Consider the following 19,663-nt stretch of genomic DNA (forward strand, 5'->3'; position numbering starts at 1 on the left):
CGACCTTAAGGCGCTCGGAACAAGATTTTTCAAAAATCTTGCAAATTCCGTGCACGGAATTTGGGTGCGTCCAGATCGAAAGTCAGTGATTAGCTGTCATAGTCGATGGCATGGGCCAGCTGTTTTTCGTATTCCAGCGCTTTGCCGGTGCCCAAAGCCACACAGTTCAAAGTTTCGTCGGCAATTGAAACCGCAAGACCGGTCTGTTCCCGCAAGGCAAGGTCAAGGTCGCCCAGCAAAGCGCCACCACCAGTAAGCATCACGCCACGATCAACAATATCTGCTGCGAGATCGGGAGGGGTTGTTTCCAGCGCTGTCATAACCGCTTCGCAAATCGCCTGAACCGGTTCGCTCAGGGCCTCTGCGATTTGGGCCTGACTGATTTCGGTTTCCTTTGGCACACCGTTCAACAGGTCGCGACCGCGAATTTGCATCGAGCTGCCGCGCCCATCATCGGGCATCCGTGCGGTCCCGATCGAGGTCTTGATCCGCTCCGCTGTGCTTTCCCCGACCAACAGGTTTTGTTGACGGCGCAGGTAGTTGATGATGGCTTCGTCCATACGGTCGCCACCAACACGGACCGAGCGCGCATAAACAATGTCGCCCAGAGACAGAACCGCAACTTCGGTTGTCCCGCCACCGATATCGACAACCATATTCCCGGTTGGGTCGGTGATCGGCATCCCAGCGCCGATGGCCGCGGCGATGGGTTCGGCAATCAAACCGGCTTTGCGTGCCCCAGCGGACAAAACAGAATTTCGGATCGCACGTTTTTCCACCGGCGTCGCACCATGGGGGACGCAAACGATGACTTTGGGGCGCGAAAAGGTCGACCGGCGGTGAACCTTGCGGATGAATGCTTTGATCATTTCCTCGGCGGCGACAAAGTCCGCAATCACGCCTTCACGCATGGGGCGGATCGCTTCGATGCTACCTGGTGTTCGGCCAAGCATAAGTTTGGCGTCTTCACCGACAGCCAGAACCTTCTTTTGGCCGTCCTTGACGTGGTACGCAACCACGGAAGGCTCCGAGAGGATAACCCCTTTGCCCTTCACGTAAACCAACGTGTTAGCCGTTCCCAGGTCGATGGCCATGTCCGACGAGAACATGCCCATGATACCGTCAATTCCAAACATTCGCGTTTTGCCCCATAGACTGCAAGGCCCGCGACTCTGCTAGTCCGGACCAGCTGTTCTTATAGGGGTGTCCTGCCCAATGGGGAAGGGTGGCAAGCCATCAAATCAGCATGAATTCGCCGCACCGCGAAAATGCGCTGGAAATGTCCTGTCTTAGCCATTTTTCTGCCCGCATTGGTTGATCTAACGTCGGCATGTCAATTTATTGCTGACGAGGTCGCCGTGCGCATTGCTATCGCTATTATTTGTGGATTTATCGGAATTGTGAGCTCCCTTGGGATTGCTGACTATTCGATCCAAGCAATCCAATCCGGTCAGGGGCTTACCGGCTTTGGGCTTTCTGGCTGGGTGAATTCTGTGGCGGAGCGTGGACAAGAGGCCGCTGAAAAACGTCGCTCTGAACAGCAAGTGGCTGAAAAACTAGGCAAAGACATGCGTGACCTTTTGCCTGACGCTCCGCATGGTTGGCGCAAACAATCCTGGAGTGTGACACAATCCAAGATTATGCGCGGACAATACCGGGGGCAAATTCCAAGTCATGATGAGTTGGAGAAGCTTGCTGTCGAAGAATTGGCACCAAAGTTTTCTGCTTTTGCGGATGAGATGAATTCCTATTCTGGGAAAAAATTCGCCAGACGAGAGGCGAAGCAAACTTGGGTTTACGTCCAGGGCAAAGAGCGGATTGCGGTGCGCATTCGTCAGATCGAAAAGCCCCGCAAAGCCCGCACAATGTCCGAAGTTGCCTTTAGCCGCATGCAGGAACATGAGAATTGGGACAAAGACGATATTGCCTTTGCCCGTATACGCGGCGTTGTTTTTGTCGAAACAGTGAGTGATTTTGAGCACTTGGCTTTTCGCACCATCGAGGCGGATATGATTGTCCCCGATGGGTCTAGCATTCGTATCACCGTCAAGGCGCAGGCCAGTGATCGGTCGATCAAAAAGATTCTGAACGGCATCAATATCGGCCGCATTCGCCAATTTGCTGATCCCGGCAACTCGGGACCGGCCATGGCGGCGTCATCGGATGCGGTTCGAAAACGCCGCGAGGCCGCACTAGAGCGCGAACGCGAGTTGTTGCGCACCGCTGCGCGTGACCGCGCCCAGCACCGCAATAACGTCGAAGCCAATGCCGAGCGGTTCTCGCGCTAAACCAATGTGAACGTGGCGGCCCGAAAGAGGTAACCACCGGATTTTGATTGAGGTTTCTGAAAATGTGGAAATACGTTGTACTTGCCGCCAGCATCCCAACCATTCTGGTTCTGGCCTTGGGCATCGATTTTGCCATGTTCCGGGCCTATGCGACGGCGTTAAACCGTCCGGCCGGGGTTGTGGCCTATATTGAAATGCGCACCGGGGCCGAAACCAAACCATTGGCCGCACCTTTGGTAGCCACTGTTACCCCAATGGGCAGCAAAAAGGATATGGCCCGCCAGATCGACGCCATTTACCCACCCGCGCCCGCCGGGTGGACCAAACGCAAATTTGTTGAGGCCGATTTTTGGAAACTCTTTCCCGAAATGGCGTTTTGCGCCGGGCGCAACGCCAAGCCGACTATGGTTGACATGATGGATGGCGACCCGGAAGGGTGCCCCTTGAAGCCGGGTGAAAAAGGTGCGTGGGTTTACGAAAAAGGCCATGAGATTGTCGCGTTGCATATCAAGTATATCCGCGAAAAACACGAAGGTCCGCGTGTGTCGTCGGGGCCAAAACCGTCGATCGTGACAAGCACCTTTGGCGCGGATTACTACAATAGCGACTACCCGCAATTCATGCGCTACAACAATATCAAGTTTGGGACGGTTCCGACCAAACATTGGTACCGGGCGGGAAAAACATCGAACCGAACCAAGATGATTTATGGCCGTGGCACCGGCGATGGCAAATTGCACAGCTTCGCGATTGCGCGTGCCTCAAACGATGCGATCAAAAAGATTTTGATGCAAATAAACCGCGACATGGTTGCCAGTTTGCTCAAACAGCCCGAGGCCTAGGCTCTACACAATCAGCGGTTTTTTAATGGGAAATGGCGGCACGAAGTGCCGTGCCTGTTGCCATCGCGCCATCAGCAGGTCGTTTTCACGCCTTAACCGGTCGGGCAGGCTCGGCTAACCCCGAAATGGCGCGCTATTGATTTGGCAACGATCCGGGGAGAATGTGCATGAAAACCCAAGTCAAAGCATTGGTTGTCGGCGGCGGTGCCGTTGGAACATCTATCGCTTACCATCTGGCCAAGGCAGGCTGGGATGATGTGATGTTGATTGAGCGGGACGAGCTGACCTCTGGCTCAACTTGGCATGCGGCGGGTCTTTTGCCGCTGTTCAACATGTCTTATGCCACGACGCATATCCACAAATATTCGGTCGATTTCTACAAGCAGCTTGAGGAAGAAACCGGGTTGAACGCCGGATTTGCGGTGGTTGGCAACCTGCGCATGGCCCAGACCGAAGAGCGCATGGACGAATACAAGCTCTATGCATCCACGGCAGAAACCTGCGATGTCGCCTATGAATGGCTCACCCCCGATCAGATCAAAGAGCGTTGGCCTCTGATCGAGACATCCGACCTAAAGGGCGCGATTTATCACACCGAAGACGGCTATATTAATCCCGCCGATGTGACCCAGGCTATGGCCAAAGGCGCGCGCCAACGCGGCGTTGATATCGTGCGCAAGATGCAGGCCGATGCGTTCCATTGGACCGGCACTCATTGGGAAGTCACCTGTACCAAAATGGTCGAAAAGGGTGGCAACCTTGTGCCATCCGACGAACAAGTTGTGATCACCGCCGAACATGTTGTCACCGCCTCGGGCAACCACGCACAGCGCACCGCCAAAATGCTGGGCATCAAGATGCCCGCCATCCCGGTCGAACACACCTTTATCGTCATGGACAAGGACCCAGAGCTTGTGAAATGGCGTGAGGCGGGCAACCCCGAGCATCCGGTTGTGCGCGACGCCGACAATGAATCTTATGCCCGCGAGGAACGAGGTGGCTGGATTTTGGGCATCTATGAACATGGCGCACCGGCGCGTTTTGAACATAGCGTCCCCGATAGCTTCCGCGCCGACCTGTTCCCGCTCGATCTCGACCGAATTGCCGATCAATACATGGCGATGGCCGAACGGGTGCCGTCCTGTGCGGACTCGGGTCTCAAGGACGATTTCAACGGCCCGATTTGTTATACCCCGGATGGCAACCCGCTAGTTGGCCCGGCACCGGGCCTGCGCAACATGTGGCTTGCCGAAGGCTTTAGCTTTGGCATCACCGCCGCTGGCGGCACCGGGTATTACCTCGCCCAGATGATGGTGGATGGCGAGGCAGAGATCGATATGGCCTCGCTTGATCCCAAGCGCTACTCCTCAAGCTGGATGACCACCGAATTCGCGGCGCGCAAGAACGAAGAGTGCTACGAACACGTCTATATCCTGCACCACCCCGATGAAGAGCGCGAGGCCTGCCGTCCGCTGCGCACCGGCCCGGTTTATGACCGTCAAAAAGCGCTGGGCGCGCAATTTGGTTGGGTCAACGGTTGGGAACGCCCCAACTATTATGGCCCCGTTGATGCGCCGGACAATTTCGACAAGGAAAGCCGGTCGTTCCGTCGCGGCGGTTGGTGGCAGCACGCCGTCGAAGAGGCCAAGGCGATCCGCAATGGCGTTGGCCTTGTTGATGCATCGGCCTTTACCAAACATGTGGTCAAAGGCCCCGGTGCGACGCAATTCCTTGATTGGTTCACCTGCAACAAACTGCCCAAAGTTGGCCGGATCAATCTGACCTATGCGTTGACGGCTGCGGGCACAACGCGCACCGAATACACCATCGTGCGCAACGGCGAGAACAATTATTACCTCGTCTCTGCAGGGGCTTGGACGGAATATGACGCCGATTTCCTGCGCAAAGCCGCCGAAGATAAAATGGACGAATTCGGCTATATCGAGATTCAGGATGTCACCACGCAATGGGGCGTTTTTGCCATCGCCGGGCCAAAGTCCCGTGATGTGTTGAACGAACTCATCGTGGATGCCGATCCCGCCACGGCGCTGTCTAACAAGCGGTTCCCATGGCTGTCAGCGCGTCAAATCGAACTGGGCATGTGCCCAGTGAATGCGATCCGCGTCGCCTATACCGGCGAACTCGGCTGGGAGCTGCATCACCCTATCGAAATGCAGACATATCTCTGGGATCAACTCATGACCGCAGGCGAAAAGCACGGCATGAAACTGGTTGGGGCGCGGGCGCAAAACTGGCTCCGTCAGGAAAAGTCCTATCGCGCCTTTGGCACCGAATTGGGCCGTGACGCCACCCCGGCCGAGGCCGATCTGCCCCGCTTTATTGATCTCTCCAAAGAGTTCCATGGCAAAGAGGCGATGCAAGCCACCGGTGTTCGGGTCAAATGCTGTACCCTGTTGATCGACGGGCCTGCGGACGCCGACCCATGGGGACGCGAAGTGCTTTATACGCCCGAAGGCACCCGCGTTGGTCGCCTTACCTCGGGCGGCTATTCGGTGCATTTCGAAAAATCTATCGGCATGGGCTATGTCACCCCCGAATTGGCCGTCGAAGGCACCAAGCTTAAGGTCAAAATGCAAGACAAGCTGTGGGACGCCACCGTCACCTGCGACAGCCCCTATGACCCGAAAAACGAGACCATTCGCATAAATGGCTAAGTGATCCGGTTAGGATCACCAGAACGTGACAGATCGGGGCTTGCTTTGGCGGGCCCCGTTTCCTTTGTAAGGATCTGTTCAAGGAGATCACGATGCCCAAAGCCGTTTTGTACCGAATGGAATTGCCGAACTACACTTGCGGCTATGGCACCGCTGCGCGCGATCTATTGCGCAAAGAAGGTTTCGAGATCGAAGAGCACATCTTGAGAACGCGCGACGAAACCGACGCCTTCAAAGACAAGCATCACATCGCAACAACGCCTTTGATTTTTATCGACGGTCAAAAGATCGGCGGATTTACCGACCTGCGCGCCCATATCAAAGCATCCAAGCCCAAGAAAAAGCGGTTTTGGCAGCGGTGAGCCCGGTGTCAGATGCGTGATTGCCAATCTGGCGCGGGCGACTATCTTACCCGCCAAAACCAAGCACAAAAGGCCATGCTATGACATTCCATGTTTACCTCAGCGGCGAAATTCACACGGATTGGCGCGAACAGATCATCAATGGGGCCGATGGCCTCGATGTGGTCTTTTCGGCCCCCAACACCAATCACGCGGCATCGGATGATTGCGGTGTTGCGATCCTTGGGGCCGAGGACAACAAATTCTGGCACGATCATAAAGGCGCACAGATGAACGCCATCCGGACACGGAAAATGATCGAAGAGGCGGATGTTGTCGTGGTGCGTTTTGGCGAAAAATACCGCCAATGGAATGCGGCCTTTGATGCCGGATATGCCAGCGCGCTGGGCAAATCGCTAATCATCTTGCAACAACCAGATCACGATCACGCCCTCAAAGAAGTCGACGCCGCTGCATTGGCCGTGGCGCGCACGCCCGAACAGGTTGTGCAAATCCTACGCTATGTCCAAACCGGTGAATTGCCTGCATGATTGCAACTGACGTCATGTCTTTGAGGGAAACCTGTATCTAAATTCCCTCTTTTTCTAATACCCTGTTGCGTGGTCAAACTTTACTCGTGTTAACTATGCGAGAGCAGGCGGTGGGCCTGCTCTAATCAAAACGGGGACGTGGGACATGATTCAGGAATTCAAGGACTTTATTGCCAAGGGCAACGTCATGGATATGGCGGTTGGTATCATCATCGGGGCGGCGTTCACTGCGATCGTCACATCGCTGGTTGGCGATTTGATCAACCCGATCATCGGTCTGTTTATGGGCGGTATCGATTTTAGCGAATGGTTCTATGCGCTCGATGGCAAAGAATACGCAACATTGGCCGCGGCCGAAGAAGCCGGCGCACCGGTATTCGCCATCGGTCGCTTTATCATGGCGATCATCAACTTCCTGATCATCGCCTTTGTGGTCTTTATGTTGGTGAAAATGGTCAACAAAGCCAAAGCCGCTGCCGAAGAACCAGAAGAGCCAAAAGAAGAGGCCCCAGCAGGCCCAACCGAGCTGGATATTCTTGTCGAAATCCGCGACTCGCTTAAGAAATAAGTGCCGGATATGGCGCAAAAGAAAGGGGCCCAATCGGGCCCCTTTTTTGGTTTAGACCGCAGCGGTATATTCGCCACGTGCCGGATAGTTGTTGGCAATGGCGAAATCCAAGGCTCCAACCAATTCTGAAAAATGCGGACGCATAAACGGCATGGTTTGTACCGTGCCAAAATACAGCGTCTGTTCGGGTGTTACCAAAAACAGGCCGGGTTCCGAGAAAAGCGCGGGTTCTTCGATGCCAATCGAGGTTTTACCGCGCGAGGTCGAAATATAGAGGCCCCAATCACGCGCCTGATCCAGTGGTAGATCATAGGCAATACGCAACTCTTTGGCGTCGATTTTGTCGGCCATACCATGGGCGCGCTCTTCATTGTCCGAGCTCACCGCAATGGCCCCAACGCCGCGTTCAGCAAAGGCGGGGAGCAGTTTTTGCAGCTCGGTCAGGTATGTCGCGCAAACGGGGCAATGCAACCCACGGTAAAAGCAAACAAGCGTGCCGCGTTCTGTGTTCTCTTGGCTAAGGTCAAACTGGCCATTGTCCAGTGTGGGCAGGGTGAGACCGGGGGTCTTCTGGCGGGGCATCAACATGGGTGTATTCCTATTCGAACTTGACGATGGGGCCATATTGCGCAATTATATGCTAGAAAAATCCGAAATACCTAGCAGAATGCCCGAATGACCCATTGCGCGCCCGCCCGCCCTGACCGCCTTGCCGATTTGATCGAACGCTTTGATGTGGCCATCACACCGGTTGCGGATGCCCCAGCCAATCTGGTTATTCTGGGCGATGACAACGGCCCTCGCTCCGTTTTGTTCCTGCAAAAACCACAGGCCTTTCCTAGCGCGCAGTTTGCAGCGCGGGTCGATTGGGGCACGGTGGAGAACCCGCTTGAAACCGGGTTGCCGGTACGGATCGAGATGCCGATTGAAACCCCCGATCTAATGGGGCTTGCGGTTGCATTGAAATGGGAGGCCGAGGCGCATCGTTGTGGGTCGGCCTCGGTGTTGCGCCGCTTGGCCGAGGTGATGATCGTGCGCCTTTTGCGGTTTCAGTTCGACACCGGATGCGATCAAATCGGGGTCTTGGCCGGGCTGACTGACCTGCGTTTGTCGCGGGCGATTGTCGCCATGCACAATCGGCCTGGTCACGGCTGGACCAGCGGCGATTTGGCGGTTGAGGCGGGCCTCTCACCCTCGCGTTTTTCCGAGCTGTTTTCGCAAAAGGTGGGCCAGTCGCCCATGGCCTATCTTCGACAGTGGCGGTTGACCGTGGCACGCCAAGATTTGCAACAAGGTCAACGGGTTGATGCGGTTTCGCGACGCTATGGATACGCCTCGTCCGAAGCGTTTTCCCGTGCGTTTCGTCAAAAATATGGGGTGCCACCCTTAGCAATTAGGGGACGCGTCGGGGTGGCACCGGGTGCATAAAACGGGTTAGGCCGCTTTGAGCACCAACTGGGGGGAGGTCACGTCAATCCCCAGAGCTTTGCCAACCGCATAATACGTCAGCTTGCCGGCATGGACGTTGAGACCGTTCAACAGATGCGGATCATCGGCACAGGCCTGACGCCACCCTTTGTCGGCCAGGGCCAACATGAAGGGCATCGTGGCGTTGCTAAGCGCAATGGTCGATGTGCGTGCAACCGCTCCGGGCATGTTGGCGACGCAATAATGCATAATGCCATCAACCTCATAGACCGGGTCCGCGTGGGTGGTCGCCTTGGAGGTTTCAAAACACCCGCCCTGATCAATCGCCACATCCACAAGGGCCGCGCCGGGTTTCATGGTCGAAAGCTGGGCTCGCGAAATCAACTTGGGCGCGGCCGCTCCGGGGATCAGAACCGCACCAATCACCATATCCGCCTCTTGGATAAGCTCTGCGGTGGCACCGGCGGTGGAATATTGGTTTTTGAACGAGCCGCCAAACACGTCATCCAAATAGCGCAAACGCGGGATAGACCGGTCAAGTACGGTGACATCCGCGCCCATACCCGCCGCGATTTTGGCCGCATGGGTGCCAACGACCCCGCCACCAATCACAACAACTTTGGCCGGGCCAACGCCGGGCACGCCACCCATCAAAACGCCGCGGCCGCCATTGGCCTTTTGCAAGGTCCAGCTGCCCACCTGCGGGGCCAAACGCCCAGCGACTTCGGACATCGGCGCCAAAAGCGGCAGCCCACCGCGATCATCGGTGACGGTTTCATAGGCGATGGCCGTACAGCCCGACGCGATCAGATCATTTGTTTGATCTGGGTCCGGGGCAAGGTGCAAATAGGTGAACAAAAGCTGGTCTTCTCGCAGCATTTTGCGCTCACCGGCTTGCGGTTCCTTGACCTTGACGATCATGTCGGCAGTCGCAAAAATCTCTTCTGCGGTGTCGATCATTGCGGCACCAGCGGCGATATAATCGTCATCCGAAAAGCCAGCCCCGATGCCTGCACCCTTTTGCACGACGACCTGATGGCCATGTCCCACGGCCTCGCGCGCGGCATTGGGCGTCAGACCGACGCGAAATTCCTGTGGTTTGATTTCTGTGGGGCACCCGATTTTCATAGCCATCCTCCATTTGCCTATTATTTGAGCATGAGTGAAACGCCTTGCAATTTCCCTGCGAATTTGCTGCGTAGTTAGCGGGAACAATCGAAGAATCTTCGAATTCACGTAGTATAAGCGAAGAAAGTGCGCGCACATGGCCTTGGACGAGACAGATCGACGTATCTTGCGGGTGATTCAACGCAAGGGGCGGATTTCCAATTCTGACCTGTCGGATGAGGTGAATCTATCGGCCTCGGCCTGCCATCGGCGGGTGCAGCGGCTTGAGACGGACGGTTATGTCAAAGACTACGTTGCATTGTTGGATGCGCGTAAATTGGGGATGCCGACCACTGTTTTTGTGGAAATCAAGCTTAGCGCGCAGGCGGATGAGGTGCTTGAAGCCTTTGAAAAGGCTGTGGCGCGGGTGCCGGACGTCTTGGAGTGCCATTTGATGGCGGGCACGGCGGACTACATTTTGAAAATTGTCGCCGAAGACACCGAAGATTTCGCCCGCATCCACCGCCAATACCTCACCCGCTTGCCCGGTGTGGCCCAGATGCAATCGAGCTTTGCACTTAGAACAGTGTTTAAAACAACGGCTTTGCCAGTCTGATGTGACGTTGGGTAACCAAAGTTTAGTTTTTTTGAGCGAAAGTGACTGCGTTTGTCGGAGTACTTACGTTGGTTGCTTCATTTACCATAGATGGGGGGGACAACTCCTTTGCTGTTGCGAGTGGCAGCAATGTCGGAATTGTTGCCGGCCAATCTCGGTTTGATCATCCGCCGAATTCCACGTCAAATTTGCAAATCACGACCAAGGATGGCGATCCCGACCCGCGGTTATTTGAGGTTGGTGACACCTACGACATCACATGGTCGGGTCATGGCGGCGGCAATCTAGTCGATGCTGTGGTTGTGCGCAGTGATGCCGCGCCGGGCGGTGGCGGAGCCATTGTGTTTGAAGGGACGGACGGCGGCGAAACCGTTCAGGTGGTTTGGACACCGGATTTCGACCTCGAAAACTGGTATTGGACCAGCTACGGACCGTCCAATCCGCCCAATTTCTACACCACGGATCAAGATCCGGGTTACGACCACGAATACATCTGCTTTGAGAAATCGACTCAGATCGCCACACCGCGTGGATATGTGCGCGCTGGTCAGCTCAAGGTTGGTGAAACGGTGTGCACCATGGGCGGTGTGGCGCGTGAAATCCTTTGGATTGGTCGCAAAACCATTTCGGGCGACGGGGCATCGGCCCCGGTGCGGTTCCCAAAAGGCAGCATCGGGAATTTTGCGCCTGTCAAACTGTCCCCGCAACACCGTGTTTTGATTAGCTCTAACAGTGCCGAGTTGCATTTTGGCGAACGCGAGGTGTTGGTCCCGGCCATTGCCTTGGTCGATGGCAAACGCATCCGGCAGGTGCGGAAAGACATAGTTGTCTATGTCCATATCTTATTGGAACGGCACGATATTCTTTTGGCACAAGGCGCACCGTGCGAAAGCCTGATGCCCGGCGACGCCATAGAAACCCTTCTGGATGAGGGGGAGCGCGCCGAAATTCACGAGGTGATCAAAGATCGGGAGTATCGCCTCATTCGGCCAGCTTTGCACCGACACGAAGCCGAAGTTATTGCTCAAGATCGTGACATCATAAAACGCGAAACCGCGTTTCTATAGGCGTCTAACCCTTGGGCTTGTCGTCGTAATCACCTGACAAAATCCGCTGAGCGTCGCCTTCTGGGTCATCGTATTGGTTTGAGCGCAGGGTAAACACGAAAAAGCCCAAGCCAGCGCAGCCAAGCACCAAAGAGATCGGGATCAGATAGGTCAGGATGTTCACAGGTGGTTACCTCAGGCGCAGCGCATTGAGCGAGACTGTAATCGAACTTGCCGACATCGCCAAGGCGGCGATCAATGGCGAACACAGCCCGGCAATGGCCAATGGCACGGCGATGATGTTGTACCATGTGGCGATGGTGAAATTCTCGCGGATGCGGCGCGTGGCCTTGCGTGCGGTTTCAATCGCATCGGGGATGGGGTCAAGCGTGCCGCCCAATAACACGATATCCGACGCCACGCGGGCCGCGTCCAAGGCCGAGGCGGGAGAGATCGAGGCATGGGCCGCCGTAAGCGCCGCCGTATCGTTCAACCCATCGCCAACCATCAAAACCTTGGCACCTTGTTCGGTAAGCGCCTCAATTCGCGTAGCTTTGTCTTGGGGCAGGGCTTCGGCCAGCCATTGTTCGATGCCAAGCCGGGTGGCGAGCGCTTCAACCGCCGCTGTGGTATCGCCCGACATCAAGATCACTTTCTTGCCGCTCTCTTGCAGGGCGCGCACTGCCTCTTCGGCCCCATCGCGGAGCCGGTCGGTAAAGGTAAAGGCCTGGGCCGGGCCATCGCCGACCCGCAACCACGCCGAGGTCATGGCGTGACTGCCTGCGCCAACCCATGCGGCGCGACCTAGGCGAACCATCTGCCCTTGCCATAGGCCTTGTGTGCCGTGTCCGGGAACCTCTTGAATATCGGTGACATCGGCCGGTGTGACACCTGCTTCGCGGGCGGCGGCGGTCAGGGATTGCGACAGCGGATGCGCCGACCCTTGTGAAAGCGCTAGGGCGATTTCCAAGTCGCAGCGGGTAAAATCATCAAGGTTGGTCAGGTCGGGTGTGCCTGCGGTCAAGGTTCCGGTTTTGTCGAAAACCACCGTGTCGATCTGGGCCAAACGTTCCAAGGCGGTGGCGTCTTTGATCAACAAACCCTGTTTGAACAAACGACCCGAGGCGGCGGTGGTCACGGCTGGAACCGCCAAACCCAAGGCGCAGGGGCAGGTAATGATCAAAACCGCGGCGGCAATATTCAGCGCAATGCGCAAATCACCAGACCACAGGTACCAGCCGACAAAGGCCAGCGCCGACAGGATGTGAACGCCAGGCGCATAGAGTTTCGCCGCCTTATCCGCCAGCGACGTGTAGCGCGAGCGCCCGGATTCCGCCACGGCGACCAGATCGGCCATGCGGTGCAAGGACGTGTCGCGCCCCACCGCCGAGGCGCGCACCAAAAGCGGCCCCGTTAGGTTTACTTCGCCTGCGCTTATCGTGGTGCCGGGCTCTGCAAACACCGGCAAGGTTTCCCCGGTCAAAAGCGAGCGGTCAAGCTCCGACGTGCCTTCTACGATTTCTCCGTCAACCGGCATCCGGCCACCGGGTCGCACGCGAAGGATGTCGCCGACGCGAAGCTCAGCGACATTGACCTGTTCCTCTCCGCTATCGCTCACCCGCCAAGCGCGTGGCACTTCGAGCGCAGCGAGTTCTTCGGCGGCGGATCGGGCAACAGAGCGGGTGCGGTGATCAAGGTAGCGACCGGTCAGCAAGAAGAAGGTCAGCGCCATGGCCGCGTCAAAATAGGCATGCTCGCCAGACAGCGAGGTTTCCCAAAGCGAGGTGACCAAGGCCAGCAAAATGGCCAATGAAATTGGCACATCCATGTTGAGATGCCCAGCCTTCAGCGCGGTCCAAGCGTTTTTGAAAAACGGCTGGGCAGAAAAGGCGACGGCGGGGATGACGATGGCCGCCGAAATCCAGTGGAACATGTCGCGCGTTGGCCCTTCGGCCCCCGACCAGACCGCGACCGATAGCAACATCACGTTCATCGAGGCAAATCCCGCCACCGCAAGCCGCATCAGCAACTCGCGCCCGGCGCGGTCGGTTTGCGTGGCGGTGATGGCGGTGGTGTCAAGCTCATGGGCCTCATAGCCCGCGCCTTCGACCAGCGGAATGATATCCGCGGCAGTCAGTTCCGGGTCGGCTTCGACGCTGACCCGTTTCATGGTAAGATTGACCCGCGCCGATCGCACAGCATCCGAGGCGTTCAAAGCCTGTTCCACCGTCGACATGCAGGCCGCGCAATGGATTGTCGGCAATGACAGAACGATGTGCGCCTCAGTCGGTTCCTGAGCCGCGGCCAAAGCCTCGGCCGCAGGGGCCGCAGAACAGGCAGGGCAGGCCGAGGCCTGAGGGCGCATCGCTGCTGTCATGGTTTAGTCCTCAACGATAAAGACAACACGTTGTTCAAACGGGGTGCCATCAAGCGCGGTGGCCTTCATGCGGATGTTCCAATTGCCGGGGGCAAGCGTTTCGCGGGCCACATAGGACCGGCCATCAAACTGAAAATCCGGGCTGCGGTCATCTTTGACATGGGTGGGGCGCCCAAGAGTTGCCTCAAGCTTGCCCACCTGCACCGGCGTACCATCTTGTTCGGCAATCGACAGGATCAGCATGCCACCAACATGTTTGGCCCCGACGTCCCAGCCAAGCCCCTCTTGGGCAGCACGGCGTTTGTCAAAGGTCTGGCTGGCCACATAGGAATTTTTGGTCTCCAACCCCGGAAAGGTTTTCACCGCGCTAAAGGCCAAGACAAGGTTGACGGCAATGATGACACCAAAGGCCCCACCAAAAATTGCAAAGACATGCCAGCCAGTCAGTTTGCGTTCGGTTTTTGTCATTTGTCCGCCCGTCCGTTGAATACGGTATCGTTATGCGCTCTATCGCCGGTGGTCAAATCTTCGACCCAAAGGCGGATATCGACGCGTTCCATCGCAGCAGGTTCCGAGTGGCGTGGCGCGATGACATGCACCTTTTGCAACAGGGTTTCGTTGGCATTGACGGTCACGGTCTCATAGGGCGTGCCTTCGAGCTGGATATATAGCGAGGGATCCCCTTTGAGTGTCATGCGGAACGGGCGATCTTCGCCGTGTTTGTTGAGCAAACGAACCTCATAGGTGTTGCGGATCGACCCGTCGGACATGGTTACGAAGATCGGGTTTCGCACAGGGGCGACGGTCATTTCGATTTCGGGCCGAATGAACAAGGCAAAGACCAAGCCAACTCCGACCAAAGACCACAAAGCGGTGTACATCATGGTGCGGAACCGGAAAATGTGGCTCCAAACCGGGCGCGGCGGGTTGCCGGCGCGCTCTTTGGGTTCGTCTGAGGCGGCCAGATAGTCGATCAAACCACGCGGTTTGCCAATCTTGTCCATCATGTCGTCACAGGCGTCGATGCACAGACCACAGGTTATGCATTCCATCTGCTGACCATCGCGAATGTCGATCCCCATCGGACAGACGTTCACGCAGGCCATGCAATCAATACAATCGCCGGTTTCTTTGCTGTCGTCCTGCTTTTTACGCAGCTTGCCGCGCGGCTCACCGCGCCAATCACGATAACCAATGGTCAGCGTGTCTTCGTCCATCATTGCGGCCTGAATACGCGGCCAAGGACAGGCGTAGATGCAAATCTGTTCGCGGGCGATGCCGCCAAAGAAGAAGGTCGTTGCCGTCAGAACCAACATGGTTGTGTAGGCGACGGGGTGCGCTTGACCCGTTAAGAGATCAACCAAAAGCGTCGGCGCATCGGCGAAATAGAACACCCAAGCCCCGCCGGTTGCGAGCCCGATCAGGAACCACGACACATATTTCGTCACGCGCAGCCGCGCTTTGCGGAAATCCCACTTTTTCTGGCGGTGCAAGCGCAGACGGGCGTTTCGATCGCCTTCGATCCAGCGTTCGACCAGAATAAACAGGTCTGTCCACACAGTTTGCGGGCAGGCATAGCCGCACCACACCCGACCCAAAGCCGAGGTGAACAGGAAAAGCCCCAAGCCAGCCATGATCAGCAAGCCAGCAACGAAATAGAATTCGTGTGACCAAATCTCGATCCAGAAGAAATAGAAACGACGGTTGGCCAAGTCGATAAGAACGGCCTGATCCGGCAATTGCGGCCCCCGGTCCCAGCGAATCCAGGGAGTTAGGTAATAAATCCCCAGTGCAACCAGCATGATAACCCATTTCAGGTTCCGAAATGCGCCAGTAACGCGTTTGGGAAAGACCGGTTCACGGGCGGCGTAGAGGGAGGGAGGGGTGGCATTATTGTCGGACACGGGGAATCGCTCCGTTAAGGGGTTTTATCAATATTGGTTTTCCCAACTCAGTGCAGTCGCAGCATTGACCTGCATCAAATTCTGAATCTTTGATTTAGGTTTTTGTGGCTTCAGCCAAGATCCAGCGACAAAATGCCCTGAGGGCAGGGCGCTGAACACCCGGTCGGGTGACAAGATGATAGCTTGCGCCACTGTCTTCTTCGAACAAAACGCTTAGCCGCCCGGCGGCGATGTCGTCTTCGACCATCATCCGCGTGACCATAGCAACGCCTTGCCCGCTTCGAATGCCTTCGAGAACAAGGTTTCCCGGTACATTGGTGATGGATTTCGCCTTGCCGGCACGAATTCCGTGGCGTTTCATCCAACGCGAGGCTTCGTTAGTGCCAAATTCATTGAGCCATGGCAGAGCGGCAAGGCTATCCGGGTCGTCCTGTTGGTAGTTCTGAACAAGGTCGGGCGTGCCAACCAACGCGAGGGGCGCATGGATCAACGCATTTGACAAATAGCCCGGCCAATCGCTGTGACCGTATCGAATTGCGACGTCAATGCCGCCCGGAGTGAGCTCAACCAGCGCGGAGTTTGGGTCGATCATCATACTGATGTCTGGGTGTTTTTGCCGGAAACTTGCCAGTCGCGGCATAAGCCAAACCGCGGCAAAACTTGAGGTGCATGAAATTTGAAGAGGGCGCTCTTGTTCCTGAGAGGTCAGCTGTTCGACCGTTTCGAAAATGGCGGAAAAGGCCGTGTCCAAAGTTCTGGCCAAGGCTTGGCCATCCTCAGTCAGGGATAGTTTTTTGCCATGCCGTTCCAAGAGTGGGACATTTAAATGCGCCTCAAGCTGGCGGATCTGCTGGCTTATGGCGGCGTGGGTCACATTCAGCTTGGCACCGGCCGCCGTCATTGATCCCGTCTGTGCAAAAGCCCCAAAGGCCCGTAGCGCCGCCATCGGAGGGAGCTGCCCCCAGTTCATTGTAACTTGACCTTACACATATGAATTATCCCTGACTCGCGCGGCATCGTGGTTTGTGTGAGGTTTTCATAAGGAAATCATCAAATCAAGAGGGTGACATGTTCACGATATATGCACAAAGCTTTATGACTGCCTGCCGCCGGGACTTACATAGGTTTGCGGATGAACACCCACAAACCCCCATTCACGAAGCGGATCGCCGCCGCGAGCAAGAGGCCAAAACGCGCCGCCGGATGATGTTTCGGCGTGGCTGGTTGTCATAGATTTGGAAATAAATGCGCCGATGCCCTAGGAAACGCGCGAACAGGACAGGGCATCGGCGCAATACGCCCCGACCCGAGGGTTGGGGTATATTATTGATCGGGGGGAGGGCCCCAATCTTTCTGAACCGAATTTGACAGGATGACCCTTTGCGCACCTTGATATGTGTCAAGCCGGGCAGTTTTGACCGCCACATTTTTCGTGACCGGGGCAACTTTCTACTGGGCAAGATCCGTGGATGCGTAAGGATGGGGCCTGATTGTTCGAAGCGACCCGATTGCGGCCACTGTTTTTGGCCGAATAAAGCGCCATATCAGCACATTTTACCCAATTGGATTCGGTCTCAAATTCGCCGTTGAAGGCCGCAATGCCCAAGCTGGTTGTGATTTGGAACCCTTGTTCAAAACCAAAATCAATTTGCTCAATCGCGTGGCGAATTTGCTCGGCCAAGTCTATCGCCGCATCATTGGACCCTTTTCGCAAGACGATGGCAAATTCCTCGCCGCCAATGCGATAGAGCGGAGTATTGGGGCCAAGCAGGTGTTGAATCGTCTCTGCGAGCATCCGCAATACCGTGTCCCCGCGGTCATGACCAAACTGGTCATTCACCAGCTTAAAATGATCGATGTCGAATAGGATCAGCTGGGCGTCTTGGCTTTGGCGTTTGCAATCGGAAAAAACCGCGTTCAGTTCGGACCGGAACTCGCGATTGGTCGCGGCCCCGGTTAACCAATCTTGCGACGCGGCGCGCGACAGCGCCTGATAGCTCATCTCAAGTGAAAGCTCCTGAGCAATCCATGCCCCACAGAGTTTCATGATGTCAAATTCAGACGTGCTAAAGGGTTTGCGGCGCATCGGGCTGGAAAATCCAAGCGTGCCAATGCGTTCACCGTCAACAATCAGCGGGATGCCAATATAGGCGCGCAACCCGAATTCTTCATAGGCTGGGTGGCCACAGCTGCCCTCAGCCAAATCTGCGGCATGAACAGCCAAGGGTTCGTTTGAGTTGATGGTGTCTTTGCAAAATGTTGTGCCCAACTGAAATTGCGTGCCCGGCGGAATGTCCATCAGGGCCGAGTTTGAGAACAACACGGTGTAGGTTTCTCCACGGATCATGCTGACCAAGGCCACGGGCAATTTGAAAAACGAGCAGCCAAGCGCCAGGATCGCATCGATTTTCTCAGGCCCGCTCAGCTTTTGTGTGGACGATATGGCGTAGAGTTTGGTGAGCGCGTCTTCGACCTTGGTGACTTCGGTCACGTCCCGAATAATTGCGGCGTAGCCCGCGACGGACCCGTCCCCATGCGGAACACGCCAGCCGGTGGATTCCGACCTGATGATGCTGCCGTCTTTGTGACGGTAGGACATCGCGTAGGTTTGACGGGACGGATCACCGGCATTGTTGAACCGCACTTTTCCAGTCTGTGTGAAGTCGTCGTTTTCCGCGTAGAGAAGGCGGGTTGAACGACCTTGCAATTCGGCAAGAGTATATCCGAGCAAGATTTCTAGCCCGCGATTACACCACAAAATGCGACGATCGGCGTCCGCGAATACCAGCGGATCCTGAAACGTCTGAAAAACAGCAATGATTGCGGAAAGCGCCTCATTGCCTTCTTCCGTTATATTTGCATGTGCGATGTTCATGATGTCGCTCGCTGGGTGATTGTCCTTAATATGGTCAAATATCCTAAAACTTAGTTAACTTGGGCTGTGCCTGGTGGTGACGTTAGGCAAAGAAAAGACCCCCAACCAATTTGGCTGGAGGTCTAAGGTTTTTGATAACCTCTTGATTTAGAAGTTATTCTGAGGCTTCACCGCCGCCCAAGCCATGGACATATGATGCCACAGCGCGAATTTCGGCTTCGTCCAGACGTTCGGTCCAAGATGGCATCACACCAAAACGAGCGTTGGTGATTGTCTCAAGGATGTCGTCATAACTGCCACCAAAGAGCCAAATCGCGTCCGTCAAGTTGGGTGCACCTTGGCTCACGTCACCGGTACCGTCTTCGGCATGGCAAGAGGAGCAGTTGTCTTCAAACAGCACTGTACCAGCTTCGGCTGCGGCGGCGTCCTGAGGGGTATCACCCGACAGAAGTTGGACAAAGTTCGTTAGCTGAACAATCTCTTCTTTTTCCAACAGCTCGTCACGCCCAAATGCGGGCATTTCCGAGTAACGCGCGTCGTCATCCGTTTCGTTGCGGACACCGTGGCTGATTGTGGCGTGGATATCCTCAATCGAACCACCCCAGAGCCAGTCATCATCCAGCAAGTTGGGATAGCCTTTGGCACCCGCAGCACCAGAGCCGTGACACTGGGCGCACCATGTTTTGAACACGGCAGAGCCAGCATTGTTGGCATAGGTATGCAGTTCCGCATCGGCCGCGATTTCAGTCAGCTCGGTCCCAGCCAATTTGGCGTTGATCGCAGCATTCTGATCTTCGACCCGTGCAATTTCAGCCGCAACTTCACCACGGGTGGAGTAGCCGAGCAAACCGGGCGTTGCCCCGTTGATCAGCGGCCAAGCCGGATAGGCGATGACATAGCCGATGCCCCAAACGATACAGGCATAAAAGGTCCACACCCACCACTTTGGAAGCGGTTTGTTGTATTCCTTGATACCGTCCCAGGAGTGGCCGGTTGTCTCATAGTCGAGATCGTCTTGTTTTTTGTCACTCATGTGTTCCTCGCC

At 56.0% G+C, this 19,663-nt stretch carries 20 protein-coding genes; 10 read left to right on the top strand and 10 right to left on the bottom strand.

Going from position 1 to position 19,663, the window contains the following annotated elements; genetic code table 11:
- Nucleotides 1-89: 89 nt before the first annotated feature.
- Nucleotides 90-1,136: a rod shape-determining protein gene (locus tag Q1A43_RS02180; protein WP_299921014.1), complete on the bottom strand. Its 1,047-nt coding sequence runs from the start codon at nt 1,134-1,136 to the stop codon at nt 90-92.
- Nucleotides 1,137-1,400: 264 nt separating this feature from the next.
- Between Q1A43_RS02180 and Q1A43_RS02185 the strand changes: the two genes are divergently transcribed.
- The 6 genes from Q1A43_RS02185 to mscL all read left to right on the top strand — a co-directional run bounded on the left by Q1A43_RS02185 (nt 1,401) and on the right by mscL (nt 7,265).
- Nucleotides 1,401-2,288 (top strand): hypothetical protein, encoded by an 888-nt coding sequence (locus tag Q1A43_RS02185; RefSeq protein ID WP_299932066.1) that lies wholly within the window; start codon nt 1,401-1,403, stop codon nt 2,286-2,288.
- 62 nt (nt 2,289-2,350) lie between these two features.
- On the top strand, nt 2,351-3,130 hold the full coding sequence (locus Q1A43_RS02190; protein WP_299932068.1) for a hypothetical protein: 780 nt from the start codon (nt 2,351-2,353) through the stop codon (nt 3,128-3,130).
- Between the two features lie 167 nt (nt 3,131-3,297).
- Complete coding sequence (locus Q1A43_RS02195; protein WP_299932070.1) at nt 3,298-5,805, top strand: FAD-dependent oxidoreductase; 2,508 nt, start codon at nt 3,298-3,300, stop codon at nt 5,803-5,805.
- Nucleotides 5,806-5,897: 92 nt separating this feature from the next.
- Complete coding sequence (locus tag Q1A43_RS02200) at nt 5,898-6,167, top strand: glutaredoxin (RefSeq protein ID WP_299921004.1); 270 nt, start codon at nt 5,898-5,900, stop codon at nt 6,165-6,167.
- A gap of 80 nt (nt 6,168-6,247) precedes the next feature.
- Nucleotides 6,248-6,697 carry a YtoQ family protein gene (locus Q1A43_RS02205; protein ID WP_299921002.1) on the top strand — a complete coding sequence of 150 codons (450 nt, stop codon included), beginning with the start codon at nt 6,248-6,250 and terminating at the stop codon, nt 6,695-6,697.
- A gap of 145 nt (nt 6,698-6,842) precedes the next feature.
- Complete coding sequence (gene mscL, locus Q1A43_RS02210; protein ID WP_299921000.1) at nt 6,843-7,265, top strand: large conductance mechanosensitive channel protein MscL; 423 nt, start codon at nt 6,843-6,845, stop codon at nt 7,263-7,265.
- A 51-nt stretch (nt 7,266-7,316) separates the two neighbouring features.
- On the opposite strand, the gene Q1A43_RS02215 is transcribed toward mscL, so the two are convergent.
- Nucleotides 7,317-7,853, bottom strand: a complete 537-nt coding sequence (locus Q1A43_RS02215) for a peroxiredoxin-like family protein (protein ID WP_299932072.1) — start codon at nt 7,851-7,853, stop codon at nt 7,317-7,319.
- 87 nt (nt 7,854-7,940) lie between these two features.
- Between Q1A43_RS02215 and Q1A43_RS02220 the strand changes: the two genes are divergently transcribed.
- On the top strand, nt 7,941-8,693 hold the full coding sequence (locus Q1A43_RS02220; RefSeq protein WP_299932074.1) for a helix-turn-helix transcriptional regulator: 753 nt from the start codon (nt 7,941-7,943) through the stop codon (nt 8,691-8,693).
- Between the two features lie 6 nt (nt 8,694-8,699).
- Here the strand turns inward: Q1A43_RS02220 and ald are convergent, their stop codons facing one another.
- Nucleotides 8,700-9,821 carry an alanine dehydrogenase gene (gene ald / locus Q1A43_RS02225; protein ID WP_299932076.1) on the bottom strand — a complete coding sequence of 374 codons (1,122 nt, stop codon included), beginning with the start codon at nt 9,819-9,821 and terminating at the stop codon, nt 8,700-8,702.
- Between the two features lie 136 nt (nt 9,822-9,957).
- On the opposite strand from ald, the gene Q1A43_RS02230 reads away from it, so the two are divergent.
- Complete coding sequence (locus Q1A43_RS02230; protein WP_299920992.1) at nt 9,958-10,416, top strand: Lrp/AsnC family transcriptional regulator; 459 nt, start codon at nt 9,958-9,960, stop codon at nt 10,414-10,416.
- A 188-nt stretch (nt 10,417-10,604) separates the two neighbouring features.
- Nucleotides 10,605-11,483, top strand: a complete 879-nt coding sequence (locus tag Q1A43_RS02235; RefSeq protein ID WP_299932077.1) for a Hint domain-containing protein — start codon at nt 10,605-10,607, stop codon at nt 11,481-11,483.
- A gap of 4 nt (nt 11,484-11,487) precedes the next feature.
- On the opposite strand, the gene ccoS is transcribed toward Q1A43_RS02235, so the two are convergent.
- The 5 genes from ccoS to Q1A43_RS02260 all read right to left on the bottom strand — a co-directional run bounded on the left by ccoS (nt 11,488) and on the right by Q1A43_RS02260 (nt 16,713).
- Complete coding sequence (gene ccoS / locus Q1A43_RS02240) at nt 11,488-11,646, bottom strand: cbb3-type cytochrome oxidase assembly protein CcoS (RefSeq protein ID WP_299920988.1); 159 nt, start codon at nt 11,644-11,646, stop codon at nt 11,488-11,490.
- Nucleotides 11,647-11,652: 6 nt separating this feature from the next.
- A complete protein-coding gene (locus Q1A43_RS02245; protein ID WP_299932079.1) occupies nt 11,653-13,839 on the bottom strand; it encodes a heavy metal translocating P-type ATPase in 2,187 nt (728 codons plus the stop codon).
- A 3-nt stretch (nt 13,840-13,842) separates the two neighbouring features.
- Complete coding sequence (locus Q1A43_RS02250) at nt 13,843-14,307, bottom strand: FixH family protein (protein ID WP_299920984.1); 465 nt, start codon at nt 14,305-14,307, stop codon at nt 13,843-13,845.
- Nucleotides 14,304-15,743, bottom strand: coding sequence for a cytochrome c oxidase accessory protein CcoG (ccoG, locus tag Q1A43_RS02255; RefSeq protein ID WP_299932081.1), 1,440 nt, complete (start codon nt 15,741-15,743; stop codon nt 14,304-14,306). The genes Q1A43_RS02250 and ccoG overlap by 4 nt, the downstream gene beginning before the upstream one ends.
- Before the next feature lie 94 nt (nt 15,744-15,837).
- The gene (locus Q1A43_RS02260) at nt 15,838-16,713 is read right to left on the bottom strand and encodes a LysR family transcriptional regulator (protein ID WP_299932083.1); all 876 of its coding nucleotides are present in this window, start codon (nt 16,711-16,713) and stop codon (nt 15,838-15,840) included.
- Between the two features lie 98 nt (nt 16,714-16,811).
- On the opposite strand from Q1A43_RS02260, the gene Q1A43_RS02265 reads away from it, so the two are divergent.
- A complete protein-coding gene (locus Q1A43_RS02265) occupies nt 16,812-16,976 on the top strand; it encodes a hypothetical protein (protein WP_299932085.1) in 165 nt (54 codons plus the stop codon).
- Nucleotides 16,977-17,142: 166 nt separating this feature from the next.
- On the opposite strand, the gene Q1A43_RS02270 is transcribed toward Q1A43_RS02265, so the two are convergent.
- A complete protein-coding gene (locus Q1A43_RS02270) occupies nt 17,143-18,618 on the bottom strand; it encodes a sensor domain-containing diguanylate cyclase (RefSeq protein ID WP_299932087.1) in 1,476 nt (491 codons plus the stop codon).
- A 154-nt stretch (nt 18,619-18,772) separates the two neighbouring features.
- Nucleotides 18,773-19,651 (bottom strand): cytochrome-c oxidase, cbb3-type subunit III, encoded by an 879-nt coding sequence (gene ccoP, locus Q1A43_RS02275; protein ID WP_299932089.1) that lies wholly within the window; start codon nt 19,649-19,651, stop codon nt 18,773-18,775.
- Nucleotides 19,652-19,663 lie beyond the last annotated feature (12 nt).

The sequence above is a fragment of the uncultured Pelagimonas sp. genome (genome assembly GCF_947498515.1).
In the GTDB taxonomy this organism is placed as follows: domain Bacteria; phylum Pseudomonadota; class Alphaproteobacteria; order Rhodobacterales; family Rhodobacteraceae; genus Pelagimonas.